This is a genomic window from Falsiroseomonas sp. E2-1-a20 (assembly GCF_051433195.1).
GTDB lineage: Bacteria > Pseudomonadota > Alphaproteobacteria > Acetobacterales > Acetobacteraceae > Falsiroseomonas.
Map to the genome: position 1 here is coordinate 1 of NZ_JBHMFT010000087.1, position 7,075 is coordinate 7,075.

Annotated in this window: 2 protein-coding genes; both read right to left on the minus strand. The window is 56.1% G+C overall.

Features of this window, described 5'->3' with window-relative positions:
* Positions 1-197: 197 nt before the first annotated feature.
* Positions 198-5,183: a DEAD/DEAH box helicase gene (locus tag ACFHPP_RS29855; protein ID WP_437166870.1), complete on the minus strand. Its 4,986-nt coding sequence runs from the start codon at positions 5,181-5,183 to the stop codon at positions 198-200.
* A gap of 911 nt (positions 5,184-6,094) precedes the next feature.
* Positions 6,095-6,955, minus strand: a complete 861-nt coding sequence (locus ACFHPP_RS29860; protein ID WP_437166871.1) for a DUF4747 family protein — start codon at positions 6,953-6,955, stop codon at positions 6,095-6,097.
* Between the last annotated feature and the right edge of the window lie 120 nt (positions 6,956-7,075).

Genomic DNA, 7,075 nt, shown 5'->3' on the forward strand with positions numbered 1-7,075 from the left:
TCAGCGGCAGTCACCACGCCACTTAATCGGCTTTGGCGCCGATGCCAGAACGACGGGGCGGGTGGATGCTCTCCGCGTAGCGATCATGGCCGCTTCTGATGCTGCGAGGCAAATGCCGCTGGAAGGTAACAGCATCAACCATTCCACCAACGCGATATAGCACCGGCTGGTGTTGATCCTGCGACCTTTCCCGCGCCTCACTGCTTCTGTGCTTGGTGCCCAGCTTCAACAGCGGCAGTTTCGGGCTCTAGCGTAGAGGTTGCCCCGTCTTTGATTTCCAGCCCCGGCAGATTGTGGATGATCTTCATTGTCTCAAGGCTCACAGTGATGATCCGGCAGAACAGCTTGAAGGGGTATGCTGGGTCGCCCATGGTCTCAATGGCGAAGCGGTTTGCGTCGTTGACGATACCGCTGGCGAGGTCAGCCTTCACGCACTGCCGTTCCATCACCCATTCAAGTGCAGGCTTGCCGTTGACCACGTAGTCATAGGCTTCGACTGGGATGCCGGTGATCGTGATCCTGGCGTTGTAGATCACGGTGGTCTTGTCCTGGCTCGGCCGCTTGCCGCCGAACTTCATCTTCTCAACCCGGTAGTAGGCTACGGGATCCGGGATGTTGGCGAGGCGCAGATCGCCTTCCTTGATCGTCACCGGGAAGGGCTCTACGGTTTCGAAGTTGACGTGCAACTCCGCCAGCTTCCTGCCCGCTTTAACGAAGGCTCGAAAATCCTGGACGCGCTTGACTAGGGGGATGCGTGGCAACTGCTTAGTCAGGGTATCGGCGTATCGCTCACGATACTCCTGGGAATGCAGCAGGCCGTAAACGTAGTAGAACACGTCGTCCTTAGTGATCGGCTCGCCGGGATAGGCGCCGGTGAAGTGCCTCAGCCCCTCGTCGGTAATGCCATCAAACCTTCTGCTGCCTTCGGCAGCCTCAGTGGTGAACAGCCCTGCTTGTGTATTGCCTTCACCTTGCTCAGGCTTTCCGTCAAAAACGTAACGAGGAAAGCACTGGCTTCCATGTAAGACGTGAACGTCCACTGGCGCAGAGGCCATTAAGGTTGTGAACTCGAACTGCTCGCCGGGGCCGTGGATAATAATTATACGATTTTCACTCGCGGCGCTCGGAAAATAACTCGGCAAACGATAATGACTCCAAATAACTTGCTTGTGGGACATAAGCAGCGTTTTTGAAAATGGTCGGTAAATGACACTTCGAATAGATTCAGCGGTCGGCGTAAAGTCTGCGTTTTTTGTTAGGTCTCTTAACAGATTAGGCGTCCAGCTTATCGCTTTCGTGTTCTTGGTTATATTTTCATTGATAAACTCTTCTCTTTTTTCGGGATCAGCAATTTGTTCTAGGGCAGCAAATATGCGCTCCCGATCTGCGTTATATGTTGCGCCCATCTTTTCTATATTTTCAATTAGGGAGTTCCTGGATGGATTATAGGCCCAAGCATCACGGCGTGTCTCATAGCCTCGGCAGTAATTCGAGAATATCGAAGAACCAGATTTTTTATCTCCGAGACCAATAAATTGAGAAAATACCCCGGCCCTCTTACGCAACCAGTCGCCGTGCTCGTCAGGGGTTATCCATGAAAAATTAGCATCGCTTTTTATCCCGGAGACGCTTCCGTATTTGCGTATCGCATCCAATTTCTGCTCGCGCGAAAGATAATCGCCGATATCGAGAAATCCGATCACCCCGCGATGTTTTGCTTCGGGATTCTTCACCAAAATGGTGATTGCAATCGCTGCGCCGCTCCCAGAACCAAAAATTTGCCCCCCCTCGCGCCTAGCCCGCTCGCCTGCTGACTGCTTTCCTCTCAAGCCTCGAAGATGGAAAATCAAAACACTTGAGAATTCTTTCTCAAGACACTTCCTCAATCCGCTAGCAGAATTCGACTCAACGAAGCCTGCATTAGTGACAAACCCGATGACGCCGCTTTCCCCTATACGATCACTAGCCCAGCGTATTGCTCGGATATAGCTATCATACAAGGAGCGGACTTTCTTGACGTTTGAGTTTGCTGCATAAGTCTCGCGGATGCGGTTATCCAGCTTTGGATAATCCACATTCGACGCGCCATCATTGGCGCTGTTTTGCCCTACCGAATACGGCGGATTCCCAATTATCACGCGAATATCGAGTGCTTTCTGTCGGGTGCGGCGACTCGAATTCACCGTCATCATGTCGGAGACGAGGTCGCGCTCCTGTTCGTATATTTGAAATGTATCGGTCAGACAGATGCCGGGGAACGGGTCGTATTCCCCGCCTACCTTTTCATGGTAGACGGCCTCGATGTTGATTGCGGCGATGTAGTAGGCTAGCAGAACAATTTCGTTGGCGTGAATTTCGTGGCGGTATTTGTGTGTCATCTGCTCGGGCTTGATAAGCCCGGATTGCAGCAGCCGCGTGATAAAGGTACCTGTGCCGACGAAAGGGTCAATAATGTGGACGCCCTCGCTGCCGAGTGTCTGGCCGAACTCTGACTGCAACACCTCGTCCACAGAGTGGATGATGAAATCCACCACCTCCACAGGAGTGTAGACGATGCCCAGCCGGGCCGAGAGCTTCGGGAACGCCGCCTTAAAGAATTTATCGTAAAGCTCGACGATGATCTTTTGCTTGGCAGTGGCGTCCTCGATGCCCTGCGCGCGCATCCTGACGCTGGCGTAGAACTTGTTAAGAGCTTCTGCCTCCTTCTCCAAATGCTGGCGATCCAGCACGTCCAGCACCCCTTGCAGCGCCGTAGAAACAGGGTTGTTGGCAGCGAAACTATAGCCCTCGAACAGCGCATCAAAGACAGGACGCGTGATGAGATGCTGGGCCAGCATCTCGATGCCCTCTTCATCGGTAATGCTGTCGTTTAAATCGTCCCGGATTTCGGCGAGGAAGGTCTCGAAGGCGTTGCGCTCCTGTGACCCTCTAGCCTGCACGGCGGCACGGATGCGCGTGACATGCACCTCGGCGATGTGAGCAATGTCAGTCGCCCACGTTTCCCAATAGGTGCGCGTCCCGCACTTCTTGACGATGCGCGCCATGATGGCCTTGGCGAACTCGTCGAACTGAAAGTCTAGCTGGCCGCCGTCGCCCCGACGTGGCGGCTTTGAAGCGTCATCGCCCAATTCGTCGTCGCCAGCGCGCCCACCCGTCCCGACGTCGATCTCGGTCCTCTTAGGCTCCGAGCGGATGGGCATCTCATTGGTGACGGCGACGATCTCGATGCGGTCGCCGGGGTCAACACCGAGGTCGATCTTGTTAATGGTTGCGTCCAGACGATCATCATGGGCGCGGAGTGCGTTCAGAATCTGCCAGACAACGCGATACTTCTCGTTGTCGTCCAGCGCCTCTTCCGGGGCTTTGCCCGCTGGCACCGCAACGGGCAGGATGACGTAGCCCATCTTTTTGCCTTCGGCGCGGCGCATCACGCGACCGACCGACTGCACTACGTCGATCTGCGACTTCCTCGGGTGGAGGAACAGAATCGCGTCAAGGGCGGGCACGTCCACGCCCTCAGACAGGCAGCGGGCATTGGTAAGAATACGACACGTGTCGGCTTCCGCCCGCGTGTCTTTCAACCATGCCAGTCGCTCGTTGCGGGCATGGGCGCTGAACTGTCCATCCACATGCTTGATGTCTACCGCCAGCGCCGGGATCGTGGCCGCAACGTCATCGTCCAGCGTGTCACGCCACTCACTGGCGACGCGGGCAAACTCTGTCTCGATTAGCTTGGACCGTTTGATGTCCCTGGCGAAGGCCAGCGCGCGCCGCATGGGGCCGGTGTCGCCCGCCACATCGGTCTTAAGGTCCGCCTTGGTCAGCGCCTTATAACAGCCTACGATCTTGGTGGCATCGTCCAGTTTCAACTCGCTGTTTTCATCCGCCAAGAGGCGCTGCACGCCTGCGCTGACGGCTTCCTCGTCCACGGCCAGCACAATGACCTTGTAGTCGGTCAGCAGGCCGTTCTGGACCGCCCATGAGAAGTTGCGAGTGAACAGCGTCTCGCCGAACAGCTTGGGATCATCCATCGAGCACAGGACGGCATCCGCGTCATCCGCCGTCCGCTTGACGGCATCTCCGAAAATGCGTGGCGTGGCGGTCATGTAGAGGCGCTTCTTGCCCCTGATGTAGGCCGCGTCATGAACGCGGATGAAGTTGCTCTCTTCCTCATCCGCGAGTTTGACGCCTGTGGTGCGGTGCGCCTCATCGCAGATGATTAGGTCGAACGCAGGCAGGCCATAGATAAGTTGCGCCGCAGAGACGGCTTGGATTGACTGGTAGGTCGAGAACACCACGGTCATCGCGTCGGGAGCGGCAGGCGTGGCCTTCGCAGCGATGGTAGTCCCGTGAGTCGTTGCCGGGATTTCGAGGTCGTGAACGTCGATGTCGGCCACGTCGCCATCGGCGGCCTTGCGGACGCCCACCTGACTGTCCGAGCAGACGGCAAAGCTGCGGAGCGGGATGTTCGCGTCAATCGACCATTCGCGGATCGACTGAGACATGAGGGAAAGCGACGGCACGAGGAACAGCACGCGTCCGCCCTTGCCCACCATCTGCTCAGCAATGTGTAGGGCGGTGTAGGTTTTGCCCGTGCCGCAGGCCATGATCATCTTGCCACGGTCAGCGATAGCAAACCCGCCTCGGACCGCCGCCAATGCCTCGATCTGATGCTGTCGGGGGCGCTTCTTGTCGAGGAGCTTGACCGACTGGCTCGTGGCGAACGCTTCCCAGTCGATGCCACTATCTTCCAGATCGCTCAGACCGACCCGGATGGTTTCGACGATTTGGTTTCGCAGGGCTTCATCGGCGTGCTCGCTCCACTGCACCCCGGTCGTGTCAACGATCATCCGGCGCGTGAAGGGCCGCTTCCCCGATGCGGTGAAGAAGCTGTCGATGTCCGCCTTCTGGATGCGATGGCCCTCGGCGTAGAACTTGCACTGGATTGCGCACCAGTCATCAGCGCTGTCTGCAAGCTGGGCAACGAGGTCGATCCCGGTGTCCCGCTGGTCGAAGCCGTTCTCTTTGGCCCAATCTGAGAACATCAGGACGCGGCTGAACTGAGCCCTTTGAGTCGGTGCATGTTCAAGCCAGACTTTCACAAGGCGCTCGAAATAAGTCCCCTTTTCCCTCTCGGAAGAAGACCCAGCGCGATATTTTTCGAGTAGATCGCGTAAGCTCAAAGATCGTCTCCCCAACTATTTGCAATGTTTATGGTGTTTATCATGCTGCGACTCGGCACACTGCCGACGATATTCAAAGAGCCCGACATCACCACGGTCTGGTGGACGAGAATGGGTGATTTGGAAAGAGGAAGTGTCTGTCTTAGACGACACCTCGTTGATCCGAATGACCGAGGTCATTGTTGACTTTTACCCGAACCGTCCTGTGCCTGCACTATCCGGGCTAGGAGGGCTCAGCGGTGGCACTAACCGTTGGACTGAGAGGGAGTCCGATCGAAGCGCCACATCCCGCTCTGCCTCATGCTGCTTCGCCTTCTCGAACCATCCTCCGACCCGAAAAATAGCGGCCGTCGCCGCCAATGTTGACACGATGGCGTATAGGAACATCGCGTACCCCATGAACCACGCCGCTATCACAACGCTTCGGCGGACAATTGCAATAGCGGGCCACGACTTGAAAAGTGCAGCATACGGGTCGCTCGGCAATAAAGACAGTACGGACGAGAGAGGTCGAGCCTCGGCCAAGATGGCTAGTAAAAGAGCCACTACCTGCACAAGGATGAAGTGGACAAAAGTTGCGTTGATCGCCATAAATGTGCTCGCGGGCATTTCGGGTACCGGCTGAGTGAGTAGCGCCTTGAAACGATCATCACCAAAAGCAATAAGGATTGCGTATCCTCCGAGGGTAAAGCCGATCAGGCTCGGGAGCACCGAGAGCGGCGTGTCCCACCAGTTCTCCGAGGTCCAAGTACCCGCCGAGACAATGGTTAAAATCACTGCAACTCGGAGGTACGGCGACACCGAAACTGCACGCCAACCACCGTATGCCTGACAATATGATCGAAAGGATACTAGCGCGCCACGGTAATCGCCGAAGAGAAATCGCAGCAAACGCGAGGGGCGGCGAAGACTCATAGAATGCTACTCATTATGCGTTTCACGAGCGTGAGCGCGGCGGACCTGAACGCTTGTTCATGAGTGGTGTGTTCCGGATCGTACCGCAGCGGTTCTAGCGTGGGGTGCTCCCTGGTAGAGCGTTCAACTCGGTTACCATCTGCGTCAATGCCGACTGCCTCGATCTCGCCGTTACGGGTGGCAAGTTCCGCAAATTGCCGCGTCTCTTCGTCCGGCCTAATGCTCTCTTTGCCTTCGGCCTCATATACTACATCAATACTGTTCGCTCCTTGGCGAACCAGCTTGTTTTCCCAGAACGTGTCGTAGTCCCCAAGGTCATCCGGATTAGGTCGTTTGACGTAAATTCGCAGTCTTTTGAGGTCTGGAATGCCGATAATAGCTTCTAGCTGATCCCGATCAGCCACCATGCTGACTGCTACAGGACCGAATTTGGCCGACAACGCATCGTCGCTAAACAGCCCCTCGAAAAATTTCATCGCCATTTGCGGGCTTAAATACGATCTCCCTGCACCACGGTGCTCGAAAATCAACAGATGCTCATGAATATGAAAGGTGAAGAAAAGCGCCATATAGTTTGGCCGAAGATTTTGCGGAATTTGGATGCGCCGCACCTCGTCCTCATCAGCCGGAGCAAAGCGGACTGCGTTGAACCACGGCAGATCAGGATCGATCTCAGTAAAACGTGCGAGCGTGCCCCTTAGTACCCCGTGCTCCCGTTGCGACATGTCGAGCCGCGCCATTATCATCCTCTGATGGCTTTGAAGGGCCACAACCTTCTTTAGGGAAAAGGCATCTCCAAGGAGAAGTTCGTACCGCTCGGGCGAATGTGGGTGAATGCGAATGTTGACTGCACCCACAGTGACAGTACGAAGCCTTGCCAATCTTGCCCCCGGATCGCGGTCCTGCCCAAGCTCAGGACGTTAGGAGAGTACAGTTTGCTGTACAACCGTCCGACTCCACTCGGGCCTTCATGCATT